Below are 15,211 nucleotides of genomic sequence, written 5' to 3'. Positions count from 1 at the left end.
CCGCGACTTCATTACTACCTTAACGGTGGCCAATCTAGTCACAATCGGCCCGCGCGTCACCAGCGGCCGCAACGGGGCCTCACGCCACGCTCATCATGAGGCCACGCAGGATCACCTGGATGACGATGATGATGACGAAGAGCACCAGCACCGACAGGTCCAGCGAGATCTGTCCCAGGCGCACGGGCTTGATGACCTTCCGCAGCGCCTTGACCGGCGGGTCCGTGACGGTGAACAGCCACTCCAGTACCACGGCGAGGACGCCACGGGGGCTCCACCCGCGGGAGAACGAGGCGATCATCTCGACCACGATCCTGGCGAGGAGCATGTACCAGAAGATCTGGGTGATGATGTAGAGGACCAGCAGGATTTCACGCACGGTGTAACCCTACTGGCCCGCGACGTCGCGCCGTCACCGGCGTCCTGTCGGCCGTGGTCAACGGGGTCGGCTGCGTCAGCGCCGGAAGGCGCCGTTGACGGCGTCGCGGACCTCGGCCTCGGTGAGGTCCATGCCGGCGGGCTGCAGGAGGAAGGTCCGCTCGCGGTCGGCGACCTTCTCCATGCGGCCGTCGAGGCCGAAGACGAGTCCGGCGGCGAAGTCCACCATGCGCCGCGCATCCCCGGAGGCCATGGTCGAGAGGTCCAGCACGACGGCGCGGCCGGCGCGGAAGTGCTCGCCGAGGCTCTTGCCGTCGCCGAAGCCGCGGGGGCGCTCCACAACGGTCTCGGGCACGGTCACCAGTCCGTCCTCCACGAAGTCCTCCTCGGGCGCGAGCGCGACGGCGCCGCGGGTGGCGGGAACGCCGCGCAGGGTGGCGCGGGCCCCGGCCTCGGCGGCGTGGTAGCGGCGCGGGCGGGGAGCCGGCTCGTCGATGTCACCGCGACGCGGGGCGACCGGGCGCTCGTCGACCGGGTCGAGGTCGGCGATCCGGGCGCGGGGGGCGGGCTCCTCCAGGTACCGGTCGGCGGCGTAGCCGTAGTCGTCCCGACGGTCGCGGGCGACCGGGCCGAGGTCGTCCGTCTCGTGGATGCCGCGGGGGGCACGCACGTCGTGGTGGACGGGCCGGTCGTAGTCGTCGAGGTACTCGTCGTCGTACGCCGCGACGGGCGCCATTCCGAAGTACTCCTTGAACCGGGCGATTGCGCTCATCTTCCGGGACCTTCCTGGTAACGGGGTCGTCGCGGGCGTGTGTTCTTCGCGGGCGGGTGTCCCCGCGAGGCTGGCTCTCAAACTACTGGTCGGGGGCCGAGGATGGCCGTTCCGACACGCACGCAGGTCGAACCCGCGGCGACCGCCTCCTCGATGTCCCCGGACATCCCGGCGGAGAACTCCACCGCGTCGGGGTGCTCGCGGCGCAGCGCGGCCGCGACCTCGGCGGCGTCGGCGAAGTGGGCCCTCGCCTCGCCCTCGAGCGGGGGGACGACCATGAGCCCGGCCAGTCGCAGGTGGCCGAGACCGGCCACGTGGTCGGCGAGGGCGGACAGGTCCTCACGAGCGATTCCGCCGCGCGAGGTGTCACCGTCCAGGCTCAGCTGGAGCAGGACGGGCAGCGGGGTGACGTCGTCGCGCTCCCCGGCGGCGCGGGCGCGGCCCTTCTCGAGGCCGTCGGCGACCTTGGCCGAGTCGACGGAGTGGACGCGGTCGGCCCACCCGGCCACTGCGGCGGCCTTGTTGGACTGGATGTGACCCACCATGTTCCAGCGCACCGCCGCGGCCAGCTCGGCGTCGGCGGCGGCCAGATCGGAGACCTTCGCCGCCGCCTCCTGGACGCGGTTCTCCCCGACGTCGCGCACCCCGAGGCGGGCGAGCCGGACGACGTCGGTGACGGGGTGGAATTTGGTGACGACGACGAGGTCGACCTCATCGGTCCGTCCCGCGGCCGCCCGCGCCGCGTCCAGACGTTGCCGGGTCGCGGCGAGTCTGGTGGCGAGTTCGTCCGCCCTGGGATCGGTCATGTCCGCTCTTCCTCCTCCCGGCCGGCGGGTGCGCCGGCCCCGGGTCTCTACCGCTGCCGCCAGATCACGCTGGCCTGGCGCCCGGTCCGCCCCTGTCGACGATAGGAGAACAGTGACTCCTCGGCGATCGTGCAGCGCGGGTCGGAATCGACGCGGGTGACGCCGAGCCCGGCGAGTTGGCGCGTGAGGCCCCGACGGAGGTCCACCCCGGGGGTCCCCGCGACGGTCCGGGCGCGGCTGCCGGGCAGGGCGGCCTCGACCTCGTCCACCATCTCGGGGGGCAGCTCGTAGTGCTCCCCCGCCGCGGCGGGTCCGAGGAGCACGGTGATGCGCTCGGGCCGGGCACCCAGGGAGGTCATGGCCCCGATGAGCGACGGGACGATCCCGCCGACGGCGCCGACCCGGCCCGCGTGCACGGCCCCGATCACCCCGGCCTCGGAGTCCGCGGCCAGGACCGGTACGCAATCGGCGGTGAGTACCGCCAGCGCCAGGCCCGGCCGGTCGGTCACCAGTCCGTCGGTGGCCGGGACCGGGCCGCCCGTCGGACGGGTGACGCGGGCGATGCGGGTGCCGTGGACCTGGTCCATCCACACGACGTCGGTCGCGGGCAGGCCGAGTCGACGGGCGAGCCGCGCCCGGTTGGCGGCCACCGCGGCCGGGGCGTCCCCGACGTGGTCACCGAGGTTGAACGAGTCGAAATCTCCGGTCGACGCGCCGCCGCGGCGGTCGGTGACCACCCGGCGTACGCGCCCCGTGCCGTCGGGTGCCATGGATCGGACCGTCAGTGCCGCATGAACGGCGGCACGTCGATATCGTCGTCCTCGTCGCGGCGGCGGGAGGAGGACCCTCCCGCCGGAGCCGGGTTGCCGGCCGAGGCGGCGGGACCCGGGTAGGCCGACTCCTCGCGGCGGCGGCTGTCGAGGGGGGTCGAGCCGAGTTCGGAGGCACCGCCGGTGTCGCCGGAGGCGCCGGGGACCGACTCGTCGTCGTCGAGGTGGTGGCGGCCGCGACGCGACTGTCCCGCGCCCGCGGTGACCGGACGGGACCCGCCGTCGAACCCGGCGGCGATGACGGTCACACGGACCTCGTCGCCGAGCGAGTCGTCCACGACGGTGCCGAAGATGATGTTGGCGTCCGGGTGCGCCTCCTCCTGCACGAGCGTGGCGGCCTCGTTGATCTCGAACAGCCCCAGGTCGCTGCCGCCGGCGATGGACATGAGGACGCCCTTGGCGCCCTCCATCGTGGTCTCGAGCAGCGGGGAGTTGATGGCGGCCTCGGCGGCCTTGAACGCGCGTCCCTCCCCGCGGGAGGAGCCGATGCCCATGAGGGCGCTGCCCGCCCCGGACATGACGCCCTTGACGTCGGCGAAGTCGACGTTGATCACGCCGGGCGTGGTGATGAGGTCGGTGATGCCCTGGACGCCGTTGAGCAGGACCTCGTCCGCGGTCTTGAAGGCCTCCATCATCGACACACCCGCGTCGCCGAGCTGGAGCAGGCGGTCGTTGGGGATCACGATGAGCGTGTCGCAGGCCTCGCGGAGCTGGTCGATGCCGGTGTCGGCCTGGCCTCCGCGACGCTTGCCCTCGAACGAGAACGGGCGGGTGACCACACCGACCGTCAGGGCGCCGAGCTTGCGGGCGATCGCGGCCACGACGGGCGCGCCGCCGGTGCCGGTCCCGCCACCCTCGCCGGCGGTGACGAAGACCATGTCGGCCCCCTTGAGGACCTCCTCGATCTCGTCCTTGTGGTCCTCGGCGGCCTTGCGACCGACCTCGGGGTCCGCGCCGGCGCCCAGCCCGCGGGTGAGCTCGCGGCCGACGTCCAGCTTGACGTCGGCGTCCGACATGAGGAGGGCCTGTGCGTCGGTGTTCACGGCGATGAACTCGACGCCCTTGAGCCCCTCGTCGATCATCCGGTTGACCGCGTTGACGCCGCCGCCGCCGATCCCGACGACCTTGATGACTGCGAGGTAGTTGTGCGGTGAGCTCATCGAGGCCCGGCCTTCCTATGGGGGTGTCGTGCTCGGTTGCATGCTGTCTCGACGAAAGTTCCGCGAGCCTAAAGTCTCACCCTCTAGTTGAGGGTTAAACTTGCTGGTCAGAGGCCTTTTCCGCCGTCTGCACACACGGTAGGTCCAGCAGCCCCGCGCGTCCACGAGGCTCGCGGGCGTGTCGTGTCCACCGGCTCCCGACCGGGCTACCGCGAGGCCGGCAGGGCGGGGTTCGACACGTTCCAGATCTGGCCCGGTTGCTCGAGCACCATCTGCAGGGCGACGGCCTTCTCGTGATCCCGCCCCGCCGCGCCCCATTCCACGATCCGCCCGTCGGCGAGTGTGAGGACGATGGACGCGGGGGTCTCCACCTCGACCGAGGCGATCTCCTGACCCGCCGTGCCGCGCACCTCGGCGAACACGGTCGCCAGATCGCGGACGATCGACGGCAGGTCAGCGCCGGCCGCGTCCCCGACGGTGAGCAGGGGCGTGCCGGGCGGGGGCTCACCGGGGCCGAAGTCGATGCCTTGGGCGTCCACGAGGTGCTGGGTCCCGTCGACCTCCACGACCACCAGGGCGGTGCGCTCGATCAACTCGATCCGCAGCCCCGAGGGATAGTCGCGCTTGACGGTCACCTGGTCGACCCGCGGGAGTCCGGCCACCCGCCGCGCGACGGCGTGCGTGTCCACCTGGAGGAGCGGGGTCCCGGGGACCACGGCGGCGCGCTCGGTCACCACCTCGGACGGGATCGTCCGGGTGCCCTCGACGCCGACCTCGCGGACCGAGAACACCGGCAGGAAGTACAGGGCGATGTAGCCGAGGAGCAGCACCACCAGTGCCACCCCGAGTCCGGCGTAGATGCGGTTGGTGCGTCGGCGGCGCCGCCGCAGCCGCGCGCGGACGGCCGGGTCGGAGTGCCGGACCCGCTCGTCGGAGCTGCGGACGGTGGCCGCGGCGAGCCGGCGGTCCGGGTCATCCGTGGACGTGGCCTCCGGGCCGCCCTCGGACGCCCGGTCCCCCGCTCCCCCGTCGGCGGTCGGGTGGTCCGGCCCGTCATCCGGCGTGTCGTCCGGCTCGCCGGGACGTGCATCGAGGGGTGCGTCGTCCGGACGGTCCCCGGGTACGTCGGTCACCGCGCGGCCCTCCTCACGAACCCTGGCCCGACGGACCCCGGCCGGCGACGATCCGCGGACCGAGCGTCGTGATGTCCCCCGCCCCGAGGGTGAACACCACGTCATCGGCCTCGAGCAGCCCAAACACGGCCCCGAGCGCGGAGTCCAGGTCGGGCACGTGCTGCACGGGGACCGTCACGTGCCGCGCGACGGAACCGCCGTCGATGCCGGGTTCGGGCTGCTCGCGGGCGCCGTAGACGTCGAGCACCACGACCCGGTCGGCGAGCGAGAGCGCCCGGCCGAACTCCTCGGCGAAGATGCGGGTCCGCGAGTACAGGTGCGGCTGGAAGACGGCGACCAGTCGACCGCCGTCCGCCTCGACGATCTCCCTCGCCGCGCCGAGGACCGCCGCGACCTCGGTCGGGTGGTGCGCATAGTCGTCGTAGACACGCGCGCGCCCGCCTCCGACGACGGCCTCCCCCTTGGGTTCGAATCGTCGTCCCACTCCCCCGAACCCGGACAGGCCGGCGAGGAACCCGTCGGTCTCGAACCCGGAGGCGCCGATGCCGCTGGCGGCGATCCCGTCGGCGGCGGTCACCTCGCGCGCGGCGAGCAGGGCGGCGAGGGCGTTGAGCGCCATGTGTTCGCCGGGGGTCCCGACGTGCAGTTCGCCGTGGGGGACGCCGTCGAGCATGAGGTCGGCGCGGGTGCCGGCGGAGTCGACGACGATCTCCGAGAGTTCGCCCGACACCGGCAGATCGGAGACCGGCCCGTCGGAGGTCCGGTACCCCAGCACGCGGACGCCCGCCGCCGCGGCCCGCCGGGCGCGCTCGGCGGCGCCCTCGTCGTCCAGGCACACCACCAGCGCGCCGGTGGCGGGGATACGGGCGAGGAAGGTGTCGAACACCTCGTAATAGGCCTCGGCGGTGCCGAAGTGGTCGAGGTGGTCGGGCTCGGCGTTGGTGAGGATGACCACGTCGGGGTCGTAGTGGACGAGCGAGCCGTCGGACTCGTCGGCCTCGGCGACGAACACCGGGTCGCTGCCGCCGCGGGCGTTGGTCCCGAACTGCAGCACGGTGCCGCCCACCGCGAAGGACGGGTCCGAGCCGGCGGCGAGCATGCCGGCGATGAGCATCGACGTCGTCGAGGTCTTGCCGTGCGTGCCACAGACCATGATCGAGCGGCCCGACCGTGCCAGGTGTCCCAGCACCTGTGACCGCGTGACGACGGGAATCCCCGCGGCCCTCGCGGCCGCGAGCTCGGGGTTGTCGGCGGGGATCGCGGCCTTGGAGATCACGACGATCTCCGGCGGTGCACCGTGGGCCCCGAGCGCCTCGGCACTGTGCCCCACCCGCACGATCGCGCCCCGATCGGCCAGGGCCCGCAGGTCGGCCGAGTCGCGGGCATCGCTGCCCGAGACCGCGACGCCGTGATCGAGCAGGATCCGGGCCACCCCGGACATGCCGGCGCCGCCGATCCCGATCATGTGGACGCGGGTGAGGGTGGCGGGGACGTCATCGACGGACGCCGTGGTCGGCGGGGCCGGCGGGACGGACGGGGTCGGCGGGGTCTGGTCGTTCAAAGAGGGGCCTTTCCGGCGGCGTCGAGCGCGATCCGCGCCACGACCTCCGCCGAGTCTCGGGAGCCGCCGCTGACTGCGGCGGCGGACATCGAGTCCAGGCGGCCGCGGTCCAGCAGCAGCGGCAGGACCTCGGTCCGCAGGTAGTCGGTGGTCAGTGCGCCGTCCTCCACGAGGAGTGCGGCGCCGCCGGCGACCAGGTCGCGGGCGTTGAGGGCCTGCTCACCGTTGCCGTGCGGGAGCGGGACGAACACCGCGGGCAGTCCGACGGCGGAGACCTCGGCGACGGTGATGGCTCCGGACCGACACAGGATGAGGTCCGCGGCCGCGTAGGCCAGGTCCATCCGGTCGAGGTAGGGCACGGTCACGTACGGGGTGCCGTCGGCGGGCACCCGGGGGGCGTCCGCGACGTTCTTGGGGCCCACGGCGTGGAGGACGCCGACGCCGGCGCGGGAGAACTCCTCGGCGACGCCCGCCATCGCGGTGTTGAGCGAGCGCGCGCCCTGCGAGCCGCCGACCACGAGCAGGGTGGGGGCGTCGGGGTCGAGACCGAAGGCGGCGCGTGCCTCCGCGCGGAGTGCCGCGCGGTCGAGCGTGGCCACCGAACGCCGGACGGGATTGCCCACGACGCGGGCGTCGAGGCCCGAGCCGGTGACGGCGGCCAGCGTGGCGACGGCGAACCGGGCGCCGAGCTTGTTGGCGATGCCGGCGCGGGAGTTGGCCTCGTGGACGATGATCGGGATCCGACGTCGCCCGCCGGCGCCCGTCCGGCCCAGGGGGGCCGCCGCCGCGAGGTAGACCGGCACGCACGCGTAGCCGCCGAACCCGACGACGACGTCCGCCTCGGTGCGACGCAGGACGGCCCGCGCGCCCCGTACCGCCCGGAACAGTCGGGTGGGCAGTCGGAACAGGTCGCCGCCGATGCTGCGCGGCAGCGGGACGGGGTCCACGAGTTCGAGTGGGACGCCCCGGCGCGGGACCAGCTCGGTCTCGAGCCCGCGCGGCGTGCCCACCGCGGTGACCCGCGCGGTGGGATCGAGGGCGGTGACGGCCTCGCCGACGGCGAGCGCCGGCTCGATGTGACCGGCGGTGCCGCCGCCGACCACCAGAACCGAGGGCCCGCCGGAGCGTGGGGCGCTCATCGCTCCCGTCCCCGGTGGATCGGGCTCGGGCGACCCGCGCCGGGGCTCTGTCGGGAGCCGGCGTCAGGGGCCGGGCGACGCGGCTGGCGACGCTCGGCCTCCCGTCCGCGCACGGGCCGGGCGGTGCGGCCGGTCATCGCGGTGGCGCCGCGACGACGGTCCCGCGCGGCCTCGGCGGGGATGGGCATCGTCTCGTACGCCGGCGGCCTCGGGGTCCCCCGGGGCGGCCGCGGGACGGGGGCGGGCTGGGCCGAACGGCGGGCGCCCGCGGACCTGTCGCGTGGGGCGGGACCGCCGGTCCGCGGCGGCTGCGGCCTGGTCACCGGGTCCCCGAACCGGCGGGTGCCGGCGCTGGACCGTCCGGGCGTGGCGGAGGCCGGGACCGGCCGCTCGGGCGTGTAGGGCCGCGGGTCGGGCAGCGCGAGCCAGCTGCGCCGGCGCCGCGACGGGGAGCTGAGGATCGCGGAGATGGCCTCCGGCTCGTGGCGGGCACAGTTGGCGAGCAGCCCGAGCGAGGTCAGGGTGACGACCGCCGACGTGCCGCCGTTGGAGATCAGGGGCAGCTGCAGACCCGTCACCGGCAGCAGGCCGACCACATACCCGATGTTGATGAAGGCCTGGATGACGATCGTCGCGGTGACGGTGCCGGCGAGCAGGCGCCGGAACGGGTCGACCGACCGCAGCGCGACGCGCATGCCGACCCACCCGAGGGTGAGGTAGAGCGACACCACGACCGCGGCCCCGAACCAGCCCAGTTCCTCGCCGATGATCGCGAAGATGAAGTCGTTGGTGGCCTCGGGCAGGTAGAACCACTTGGCGCTGGACTGCCCCAGCCCGACGCCGAACAATCCGCCGTCGGCCAGCGAGAGCATGCCCTGGTACGACTGGTAGGCCGCGCCCTGGGGGTTGGAGAAATCGCCCCGGAAGGTGTCGAAGTAGGTCCGGATCCGCTCGAAGCGGTAGGCGAACGCCACGGCGAGTACGCCGAACACCACGACGCCGACCGCGATGACCCACACGAAGTGCCGGGTGGGGTACCCGGAGAACCACAGCACACACAGGAAGGCGATGGTCACCGCGGTGGCCATGCCCAGGTCGGGGGCGACGACGACGAGGACCGCCACGACGAGGTAGCCGACCACGGCCGGGAAGAGCAGATCGAGCCAGTACCCCGTTCGCATCCGCTTGGCGACCACCGAGCACGCCCAGAGGATGAAGGCGAACTTGGCGATCTCCGCGGGCTGGATCGAGAACAGCCCCAGGTCGATCCAGCCCTTCGACCCGTTGATCTCGGACCCGACCCCGGGGATCAGCACGGCCACGAGCAGTCCGATCGCGACCAGCAGCAGCGGGAACGCCGCGGCCCGGACCAGCTCGATGCGGACGCGCAGCGCCGTGACGAAGCCGACCCAGCCGATGAGGACGAAGAGCGCCTGGCGCAGGAAGATGTCGAACGGCGTGCCGCCGCCGGAGAAGGCGAGCACGTTGGAGCTGGACAGCACCATGCCCAATCCGATGACGGTGAGCAGGGCGGTGACCACCATGACCACGTGGTACGAGGTCAAGGGCGCGCGATTGATGGCGGCCAGGGGTGCGGCGATACGCCCGAGCAGGTCCGGTCGCGTCTCGGTGTCCGCGCGCTCGTGCTGTGACTTTTCACGCGCCGACTTCTCACGCGCCGGCTTCTCACGCGCCGGCTTCTGGCGCGCTGCCTTGTCGGTTGCCATTGCCCTACCTCCCGGCCACGCGGCCCACGGCGAGGACGAAGCTGCGCCCGCGGTGACCGTAGTCGGTGAACATGTCCATCGACGCGGCCGCGGGGGCGAGCAACACGGTGTCGCCTCCGGTGGCCATCCGTGCGGCCTCGGCGACCGCCCGGTCCATCGTCTGCTGCGGCTCGTCGGGACCCGCGGCATCGTCATCGTCTCCCGAGGCCAGCTCCACGACGGGCACCGCCGGCGCGTGTCGGGCCAATGCCTCGGCGATCCGCCCACGGTCGCGGCCGATGAGGACCACGCCGCGCAGCACGCCCGAGACCTCGGCGACCAGCGGCTCCACGTCGGCGCCCTTGAGCAGGCCCCCGGCGATCCACACCATCGTCCCGCCCGCGAGCAGCGAGGTCCGGGCGGCGTGGGGGTTGGTGGCCTTCGAGTCGTCCACGTAGGCGACCCCGTCGATCGTGTCGACCGGCTCCGCGCGATGGGCGCCCACGGTGAAGCCCCGCAGGGCCGCGGCCACGTGCTCGGGTCGCGCGCCCACGGAGAGGGCGACGGCCGAGGCGGCGAGCGCGTCGAGCACGCCCGCGGGCCCGGCCGGGCGGACGTCCCCGGCGGGCAGCAGCGCCACCTCGTCGTCGTCCTCGTCACCACCGCCGATCCGCGCGGTGAGAACGCCGTCGACCACGCCGCACTCCCACGGACCGGGCGCACCGAGGCGCACCCCGATCGCGGTCGGGGCGGGCGCGGCGGCGAGCAGGCGCGCGGCGATCTCGTCATCGGCGCCGGCCACGGCCACCCGGCCTGTGAGGACACGGGCCTTGGCGTCGGCGTAGGCCTGCATGGAGCCGTGCCAGTCGAGGTGGTCCTCGGCGACGTTGAGCACCACCCCGACGTCCGGGCGGCAGCTCGGCGCCCAGTGCAGCTGGAAGCTGGACAGCTCGGCCGCCAGCACGTCGACCCGGGGCTCGGCCAGCAGGACGTCCGTCACCGGCAGCCCGATGTTCCCGCAGGCGCGCGCGGCCATCCCGGACTCCAGGCAGATGGCCTCGAGCATCGAGGTGGTGGTGGTCTTGCCGTTGGTGCCGGTCACCGCGAGCCAGGTGCGTCGCGGCCCGAACAGTTCAGCGGCGTCGGCGCGCCAGGCCAGTTCGACATCACCCCACACCGGCACCCCGGCGTCGGCGGCGGCCAGCAGCAGCGGCGAGTCCGGCCGCCAACCGGGGCTCGTGATGACGAGGTCGACACGGCCCGGACCATCGGATCCGTCGAGGAGCTCGGCCGCGCGGTCGAGGTCGACGCCCGCACATCCGATGTCGTCCGGCAGCGCCTCTCGGAGTCGTGAGATGGCCTCGGGACGGGAGTCGGCGACGATCGGCTCGGCGCCCAGCGCGTGGAGGATGCGGACCGCGCCCGGGCCGGACACGCCCGCGCCCAGGACCAGCACGCGGGAGCCGGTCAGCTCGCGCACGTCGGGACCGGCGCCGACCGCCGTGCCGGCGGTACCTGCGGTGTGGGTCGTGTCGGTCATGTCGGTCATCCCGTCGAGCTCGCGAGCCAGTCGCCGTAGAACAGGGCGATCGCCAGACCACAGGAGATCGCGACGAGCAGCCAGAACCGGATGGTCACCGTGGTCTCGGCCCAGCCGCCGTTCTCGAAGTGGTGGTGGATGGGGGTCATGCGGAACGGCCGACGGCCCGTGGTGCGGAACGCGGCCACCTGGATGAGCACGGAGACGAACTCGATGACGAACACCGCGCCCACGACCACCATGAGCAGCTCGGTGCGAGAGACCACGGACACGCCCGCGACGATGCCGCCGAGGAACATCGACCCGGTGTCCCCCATGAAGATCTTGGCCGGGGCCGCGTTCCACCACAGGAAGCCCAGGCAGGCGCCGAGCGCCGCCGAGCAGACCACCGCGATGTCGAGGGGGTCACGGACCTGGTAGCAGCCGGACAGGTCGACGCCCTCCGCGGTGGAGAAGCAGGAGTAGCGGAACTGCCAGAAGGTGAACACCACGTAGGTGCCCATCACCATCGCCATGGACCCGGCGGCGAGGCCGTCCAGGCCGTCGGTGAAGTTGACGGCGTTGGACCAGCCGTAGACGAGGACGACGATGAAGACGAGGAAGACGACGACGGGGAAGCTCACCGCGACGAAGTCCCGCACGTAGCTCAATGACGTGCTGGCCGGGGTGAGCCCGTCGTTGTTGCGGAACTGCAGCACGAGGATGCCGAACGCGAGGGCCGCGAGGACCTGGCCGGCGGTCTTGGACAGGATGCCCAGGCCCTTGTTGTGGCGCTTGAAGACCTTGAGTCCGTCGTCGACCATCCCCACCACCGCCAGCGCGGTGGCCAGGCCGAGCACGAGCACGCCCGAGGCGGTGAACCCGCCCCCACCCACCGTGACCTGTCCGATCACCCCGGCGACGATGTATCCGAGCCACACGGCGGTGAGGATCGCGACGCCACCCATGTTGGGCGTGCCGCGCTTGCTCATGTGGGACTGCGGTCCCTCGAGACGGATCTCCTGGCCGTAGCCCTTGCGCCGGAAATAGATGATGAGCAGGGGTGTGAGGAAGATGCTCACGACGAAGGCGACGATGCCTGCGATCATGATCTGGGTCATGACTGGTTCTCCTCACCACGCGACGCGAGCAGGTGCTCGGCGACGCTCCACAAACCGACGGCAGCAGAGGCCTTAACCAGGACGATGTCGCCCGGCTCCACGCGCTCGTCCAGGATCGCCACGGCCTCCTCGGCGGTGGCGACGTGCTCCGCCTCGGAACCCCACGAGCCCTCCTGGATCGCGCCCTGGAACAGCGCACGCTGGGGGCGGCCCAGGCCCACGACCACGAGCTGGGACACGTCCAGGCGGACGAGGAAACGCCCGAGCAGGTCGTGCTCGGTGACCGCGTCCTCGCCGAGTTCGGCCATCTCCCCCAGCACCGCCCAGGTCCGCCGGTGGCCGCCGCCGGAGCGGGCCATGACGGCCAGGGACTTCAGCGCGGCCCGCATCGAATCGGGGTTGGCGTTGTACGAGTCGTTGATGACGGTGACGCCGTCGGCGGTCATCCGTACGTCCATCCGGCGTACGGAGGCGGCCTCCGCGGTCCCCAGGGCCGCGGCCACCTGCTCGACCGACATCCCGCACGCGAGACCCACCGCGGCCGCCGACAGGGCGTTGCCCACCTGGTGCTCCCCGTGCACACGGAGCGCCACATCGGCCTCACCCCGCGGGGTGACCAGACGGAAGGAGGCGCGTACCTCGTCGTCGAGCCGTACCCGCTCCGCACGGACGTCCGCGGCTCCCTCCACCCCCACGGAGACCACCTCGGCGGCGGTGCGTGCGGCCATGGTCCGGACCCGCTCGTCGTCGGCGTTGAGGACGGCCACCCCGCCGTGGGCGGCGTCCGGGAGGGCCTCGACGAGTTCGCCCTTGGTGGCGGCGATGAGCTCTCGCGAGCCGAACTCGCCGAGGTGTGCGGTGCCGACGTTGAGCACGACGCCGATCCGCGGCGGTGCCAGGGCCGCCAACTCGCGGATGTTCCCGGGCGCCCGGGCACTGAGTTCCAGGACGAGGAAGTCGGTGCCGGAGTCGGCCCGCAGTGCGGTCCAGGGGTGCCCGATCTCGTTGTTGAACGATCCGGGTGGCGCGACGACCGTCCCGGCCGCGGACAGCACGGCGCCGATGAGGTCCTTGGTGCTGGTCTTGCCGGACGAGCCGGTCACCCCCACCACCACCAGTCCGTGGTCGGCGACCAGCCGGTCGACACTCGCGCGGGCGAGGGCGCCGAGCGCGGCGAGCACCGACGCGCCGGAGCCGTCCGTGTCCGCGGCGAGTGCCATGGCGTTGGTCTGCCTCCGGTCGACCGCGGGCAAGACGATCTGTGCACCGTCCGCCCCGTCCACCTCGTGGGCGACGAGCGCTGCGGCGGCCCCGGCGTCGAGGGCACGGGCGACGTAGTCGTGACCGTCGACGCGCTCCCCGGGCAGCGCCAGGAACAGCCCGCCCTCCCCGATCCGGCGGGAGTCGAACTCCACGGAACCGGTGACGGCCGACGCGGGGTCTCCACCGACCAACCGACCGCCGACTATCCCGGCGATCTCGCCGAGGGTGAGGTCGATCATGGTGCGTTGTCCTCCGTCTCGCCCGTGGGGGCGGCGTATCCGAGTCGTCTGATGAGTTCTTCGGCGGCTCTGGTGCGGTCGTCGAACGGGAACACGGTCCCGTTCCTCTCCTGACCGGTCTCGTGGCCCTTGCCGGCGATCACGACGACGTCCCCGGTGCGGGCCCAGTCGATCGCCGTGGCGATCGCCGCTCCCCGGTCACCGACCTCCTCGATCAGGGTGTCGTCACCGGCGGCGGACTCGGCGCCCGCGAGGACCGCCGCGCGGATCTCGGCCGGGTCCTCGCTGCGCGGGTTGTCGTCGGTGACCACGACCAGGTCGGCGACCTCGGCGGCGGCGGCGCCCATGAGCGGGCGTTTACCCGGATCGCGGTCGCCACCGGCACCGAGGACCACGGCGATGCGGCCCTCGGTCTGCGCGCGGACGGACCGGAGCACCGCCGCCACCGCGCCGGGCTTGTGGGCGTAGTCGACGAGCACCCGGAAGTCCTGGCCCCGCTCGACGGGCTCGAGCCGTCCGGGGACCCGGACGCGGGCCAGACCGGCCGCCGCGCCCGCCACGTCCGAACCGAGGGCATCGACGACCGCCAGGGCCACCAGTGCGTTGGCGACGTTGAACCGGCCGAGCAGCGGAAGTTCGACGTCGGCGGTCAGCCCGCGGGGGCCGTGCACGGTGAAGGTCTGGGTGCCGCGCTCGGTGGTCGCGGACTCCCCCGCCGTCCAGTCCGCGTCGGCCCCGGGTTCGGCGGAGACCGTGACCGCGTCCGGCCGCATCCCGAGCAGTCTCCGGCCCCAGTCATCGTCCACCACGACGACGGCCCGCTCGGCGGGGCGGACCGCGGACCCCGGGTCGGCCTCGGCGTCGAACAGACGGCACTTGGCACGGAAGTAGTCGTCCATGCTCGGATGGAAATCCAGGTGGTCCTGGGTCAGGTTGAGGAAGGCACCCACGGCGAACCTGGTGCCGTCCACGCGCCCGAGCCGCAGGGCGTGGCTGGAGACCTCGGCCGCGACCGCGCGGGCCCCCTCATCCCTCATCCGGGCCAGGAGGGCCTGGAACTCGGGGGCCTCGGGGGTCGTGAGGCGACTCGGCAGCGCCCGACCGTCGACCCGGCTCCCGGTGGTGCCGATGAGGCCCGCCACATGGCCGCCGCCCTCGAGCGCGGCCTCGACGAGGTAGGAGGTGGTCGTCTTGCCGGACGTCCCGGTGATCCCCACGACGTCGAGGGCGGCGGAGGGGTCTCCCGCGACCGCCGCGGACACCGCGCCGAGGACGGATCGGGGGTCCGGATGCACCAGGACGGGGACCCGGTCGGCCACGGCGGCCATCATCTCGAGCCCCTCGGGGTCGGTGAGCACGGCGTCGGCGCCCGCCTCGATCGCGGTGGCACCGAACGAGGCGCCGTGGACCCGCGTGCCGGGCAGTGCCGCGAAGAGGATCCCGGGGCCGCAGTCCTGTGCGCGGATCGTTGCACCCACGAGGTCGTCACCACCCCGGGTCCTGTCGCCGAGAAGGGTGGCCCGCACCGCGTCTGCCAGCTCTCGCGCTGTCGTCATCGCCTGTCCTCGCCCCGCCTTCCTTGCT

Annotated in this window: 13 protein-coding genes; all 13 read right to left on the bottom strand. The window is 73.2% G+C overall.

Annotation, left to right across the window (positions count from 1 at the left end; genetic code table 11):
- Positions 1 to 79: 79 nt before the first annotated feature.
- The 13 genes from AYO52_RS04510 to AYO52_RS04450 all read right to left on the bottom strand — a co-directional run bounded on the left by AYO52_RS04510 (position 80) and on the right by AYO52_RS04450 (position 15,183).
- Positions 80 to 379, bottom strand: a complete 300-nt coding sequence (locus AYO52_RS04510; protein WP_082923774.1) for a YggT family protein — start codon at positions 377 to 379, stop codon at positions 80 to 82.
- 75 nt (positions 380 to 454) lie between these two features.
- Positions 455 to 1,150: a cell division protein SepF gene (locus AYO52_RS04505; RefSeq protein ID WP_067713794.1), complete on the bottom strand. Its 696-nt coding sequence runs from the start codon at positions 1,148 to 1,150 to the stop codon at positions 455 to 457.
- A gap of 77 nt (positions 1,151 to 1,227) precedes the next feature.
- On the bottom strand, positions 1,228 to 1,956 hold the full coding sequence (locus AYO52_RS04500) for a YggS family pyridoxal phosphate-dependent enzyme (protein WP_067713792.1): 729 nt from the start codon (positions 1,954 to 1,956) through the stop codon (positions 1,228 to 1,230).
- Between the two features lie 47 nt (positions 1,957 to 2,003).
- Positions 2,004 to 2,726 (bottom strand): peptidoglycan editing factor PgeF, encoded by a 723-nt coding sequence (gene pgeF, locus AYO52_RS04495; RefSeq protein ID WP_067713789.1) that lies wholly within the window; start codon positions 2,724 to 2,726, stop codon positions 2,004 to 2,006.
- An 11-nt stretch (positions 2,727 to 2,737) separates the two neighbouring features.
- On the bottom strand, positions 2,738 to 3,946 hold the full coding sequence (gene ftsZ / locus AYO52_RS04490) for a cell division protein FtsZ (RefSeq protein ID WP_067713786.1): 1,209 nt from the start codon (positions 3,944 to 3,946) through the stop codon (positions 2,738 to 2,740).
- Positions 3,947 to 4,152: 206 nt separating this feature from the next.
- A complete protein-coding gene (locus AYO52_RS04485) occupies positions 4,153 to 5,079 on the bottom strand; it encodes a cell division protein FtsQ/DivIB (RefSeq protein WP_067713784.1) in 927 nt (308 codons plus the stop codon).
- Positions 5,080 to 5,092: 13 nt separating this feature from the next.
- Complete coding sequence (murC, locus tag AYO52_RS04480; protein WP_067713881.1) at positions 5,093 to 6,544, bottom strand: UDP-N-acetylmuramate--L-alanine ligase; 1,452 nt, start codon at positions 6,542 to 6,544, stop codon at positions 5,093 to 5,095.
- Between the two features lie 92 nt (positions 6,545 to 6,636).
- Positions 6,637 to 7,779: an undecaprenyldiphospho-muramoylpentapeptide beta-N-acetylglucosaminyltransferase gene (murG, locus tag AYO52_RS04475; RefSeq protein ID WP_067713781.1), complete on the bottom strand. Its 1,143-nt coding sequence runs from the start codon at positions 7,777 to 7,779 to the stop codon at positions 6,637 to 6,639.
- Positions 7,776 to 9,506 carry a putative lipid II flippase FtsW gene (ftsW, locus tag AYO52_RS04470; protein ID WP_067713778.1) on the bottom strand — a complete coding sequence of 577 codons (1,731 nt, stop codon included), beginning with the start codon at positions 9,504 to 9,506 and terminating at the stop codon, positions 7,776 to 7,778. The genes murG and ftsW overlap by 4 nt, the downstream gene beginning before the upstream one ends.
- A 4-nt stretch (positions 9,507 to 9,510) precedes the next feature.
- Complete coding sequence (gene murD / locus AYO52_RS04465; protein WP_082923779.1) at positions 9,511 to 11,025, bottom strand: UDP-N-acetylmuramoyl-L-alanine--D-glutamate ligase; 1,515 nt, start codon at positions 11,023 to 11,025, stop codon at positions 9,511 to 9,513.
- Between the two features lie 5 nt (positions 11,026 to 11,030).
- On the bottom strand, positions 11,031 to 12,125 hold the full coding sequence (gene mraY / locus AYO52_RS04460) for a phospho-N-acetylmuramoyl-pentapeptide-transferase (RefSeq protein WP_067713775.1): 1,095 nt from the start codon (positions 12,123 to 12,125) through the stop codon (positions 11,031 to 11,033).
- Entirely contained in the window at positions 12,122 to 13,627 is a 1,506-nt protein-coding gene (gene murF, locus AYO52_RS04455) for a UDP-N-acetylmuramoyl-tripeptide--D-alanyl-D-alanine ligase (protein ID WP_067713773.1), read from the bottom strand. Before murF ends, mraY begins: the two co-directional genes overlap by 4 nt.
- Positions 13,624 to 15,183: a UDP-N-acetylmuramoyl-L-alanyl-D-glutamate--2,6-diaminopimelate ligase gene (locus AYO52_RS04450; protein ID WP_067713770.1), complete on the bottom strand. Its 1,560-nt coding sequence runs from the start codon at positions 15,181 to 15,183 to the stop codon at positions 13,624 to 13,626. Before AYO52_RS04450 ends, murF begins: the two co-directional genes overlap by 4 nt.
- Positions 15,184 to 15,211: the final 28 nt, after the last annotated feature.

Origin of the sequence: Dietzia sp. 111N12-1 (genome assembly GCF_001658045.1) — a bacterium.
In the GTDB taxonomy this organism is placed as follows: domain Bacteria; phylum Actinomycetota; class Actinomycetes; order Mycobacteriales; family Mycobacteriaceae; genus Dietzia; species Dietzia kunjamensis.
Note: the sequence above shows the minus strand (reverse complement) of the source record. Positions and strands in the feature narration are given on the sequence as shown.

Coding starts and splice junctions, on each gene's coding strand:
- AYO52_RS04500 (WP_067713792.1), bottom strand. CDS start 1,956: ATGACCGATCCCAGGGCGGACGAACTCGCCACCAGACTCGCCGCGACC.
- AYO52_RS04505 (WP_067713794.1), bottom strand. CDS start 1,150: ATGAGCGCAATCGCCCGGTTCAAGGAGTACTTCGGAATGGCGCCCGTC.
- AYO52_RS04450 (WP_067713770.1), bottom strand. CDS start 15,183: ATGACGACAGCGCGAGAGCTGGCAGACGCGGTGCGGGCCACCCTTCTC.
- murF (WP_067713773.1), bottom strand. CDS start 13,627: ATGATCGACCTCACCCTCGGCGAGATCGCCGGGATAGTCGGCGGTCGG.
- ftsZ (WP_067713786.1), bottom strand. CDS start 3,946: ATGAGCTCACCGCACAACTACCTCGCAGTCATCAAGGTCGTCGGGATC.
- pgeF (WP_067713789.1), bottom strand. CDS start 2,726: ATGGCACCCGACGGCACGGGGCGCGTACGCCGGGTGGTCACCGACCGC.
- murC (WP_067713881.1), bottom strand. CDS start 6,544: ATGATCGGGATCGGCGGCGCCGGCATGTCCGGGGTGGCCCGGATCCTG.
- murG (WP_067713781.1), bottom strand. CDS start 7,779: ATGAGCGCCCCACGCTCCGGCGGGCCCTCGGTTCTGGTGGTCGGCGGC.
- murD (WP_082923779.1), bottom strand. CDS start 11,025: ATGACCGACACGACCCACACCGCAGGTACCGCCGGCACGGCGGTCGGC.
- ftsW (WP_067713778.1), bottom strand. CDS start 9,506: ATGGCAACCGACAAGGCAGCGCGCCAGAAGCCGGCGCGTGAGAAGCCG.
- mraY (WP_067713775.1), bottom strand. CDS start 12,125: ATGACCCAGATCATGATCGCAGGCATCGTCGCCTTCGTCGTGAGCATC.